This window comes from Bartonella sp. AD328YNZD, from assembly GCF_042196425.1.
The window spans coordinates 1-2,177 of sequence record NZ_JBHIQG010000382.1; the positions used below are offsets into that span (position 1 = coordinate 1).

A 2,177-nucleotide genomic window follows, 5' to 3' on the forward strand; every position below is an offset into this window, starting at 1 on the left:
TCCAATCAAAATAATAAAAAGGAATAAAGTAAAAATACGTGTATACATAATAATTATGCAAGTTTTTTTCGCTAAATCAAAATTATTTGCTTTATTTTTGATCTTATAAGTGAATTTAATATGTTTATTTATATTTAATATATTATAAATATTAAAATTATTTATTTAATAACATTATTAAAATATTATTTATATATTATATAAATACATTAATATTACATCATATATAAAAATATTTTATAGCTCTGAAATAAACTGAATTATTCGACACTAAAGTTTATGATCAGTGGTATCTTTCTCTTTTAAAAATATATATACGTATCTTGTAATTTCTGATATAAAAAGTGAATTAGAAAACATTATTGTCAATAATAGAACTGATCACTCAAGGTGTGTCGAGAATCATTTTGCATTATTATGTCTGCTTTATTTTATAGAATAAATTGGCTTTCATTATATAGCCATTGTGCATGAATAAAAGTCATCTCTCTAGAATGCTATTGTCGCTCATTGGTACATTTGTTTAAAAAAGTATCTCTCAATGTGCTTGCTTTCATCAAGATTTTGTGATGAATAATATAAAATCTATTGGATTGCCGCATTTTTATATCAAACGTGCTAACACTATCATACTATTTTGCTATCCCCTTAATGTTTCGATAATTTTTAGTTATTGAAAGAAGGCATAAGTATCATTTTCATTTCTTTTTTTATATAGTTTTATTCCCTCACTTTTATTGGTCGAGCAAATGCTTTTTATTGTTTCAATATAAAAAAGATTTGAAATGAGAAAAATTTACAGTATTTGAGAATTTTCACTCAAGTAAAAAATGATAAATTATTATAAATCAATATATTATCTTATAAATCTGTATTCATATTTGAAAATTGAACACTAAAATATAAAAATAATATTATAATAAAAGGTATTTTTCTTCTCTACCCATTATGCTCAACAACCCATGTGAGGGGAAGGGGGGATTTCTCATAATTTTAACGCTTCGAATCTATGCAATATTTTGCAGTGAAATTTTTCCTTTATTGAAACTTCAAAAAGAAGATTAAAAAGTACTTATACAATGATGAAGTAAAGGAGCGAAAACGGAAAATTATTGATAACTGCAGAAAATAATAATATTTTTTCCAAAAGGTGTTGACCAAATGGAAAGTCAACCGTATGTTCCCTTCACTTTCTGCAAACTACATAGTATGCAAACTAGATAGCTTGTGTGGGAGCGCGTAGCTCAGCTGGTAGAGCAACTGACTTTTAATCAGTAGGTCCAGGGTTCGAATCCCTGCGCGCTCACCAAATTTAAGTAATATCAATAGGCTATAAAAAATTTAAGAATCTTTTTTGTTTTGATTCTATAGTCTGTCATTTTCTATCAGCTGTTTTGGAATAGAGCGATGCTATGCTGTCTCCTTCCCAACAAAAAAGAGCTTTAAGCTTACGGATAGGGTTGTACCTGCGTTGGCAGCACATGTAGTTTCTAATTTTCTCAATCCATAGGTGGTTTTTTAATACTCAATACATTACATGATTCGCAAAACAGTTGCTAAAATCACCACTTATTCACACTTTAATATTATGAAATGAATTTTCTATAAGATGTTGATTTATTTAACTTTTAATCTTTTTAACATCTACTATAGTACATTTATTTCGTATGAAAACCATAAAAAAGTTAACAATACGTTAATTTCTTGGTAAAAGAAGCCAATTTAAGAGTGGTATATACGCGAGGGGAATCATTAAAAAACGTAAATTCTTCCGTTGCGTACAAAAAGCGTGATGTGGTTTTTACAGTATTACTTAACAGAAATAAGTGGACTGAATAGATGCCTTCAAATAGAAAAAAGAAAATTACTTTTATGATTAAACCAACACTTCAATTGTTTTCTATGATTGTCATTTCTCAGTCACTGGTATCTTGTTGCGCAAGCCAAACTATGAATTTTTCAATAAAAGATTCCTATCATAATAAACCAATTAACGTAAACACTTCTGTACTACCTCAACAAGTCTCCAATAAGAAAAATCAATCGGAAGAAAAAAAGCGTGGACGAGCGATTGTTGGTAAACCTTATCAAATAAAAGGAAAGTGGTATTATCCTCAAAATGATCCAACTTATAAACGTGTTGGTGAGGCATCATGGTATGGTTCAGACTTTCATGG

Annotated in this window: 1 tRNA gene and 2 pseudogenes; 2 read left to right on the forward strand and 1 reads right to left on the reverse strand. The window is 28.2% G+C overall.

Features of this window, described 5'->3' with window-relative positions:
• The first annotated feature begins 1,233 nt into the window (after window positions 1-1,233).
• A tRNA-Lys gene (locus ACFIO3_RS11995) sits at window positions 1,234-1,309 on the forward strand.
• 66 nt (window positions 1,310-1,375) lie between these two features.
• On the opposite strand, the pseudogene ACFIO3_RS12000 reads toward ACFIO3_RS11995, so the two are convergent.
• Window positions 1,376-1,553: pseudogene (locus ACFIO3_RS12000) on the reverse strand (integrase); the annotation flags it as partial.
• Between the two features lie 286 nt (window positions 1,554-1,839).
• Here ACFIO3_RS12000 and ACFIO3_RS12005 point away from each other — a divergent pair.
• Window positions 1,840-2,177 (forward strand): annotated as a pseudogene (locus ACFIO3_RS12005) (septal ring lytic transglycosylase RlpA family protein); the annotation flags it as partial.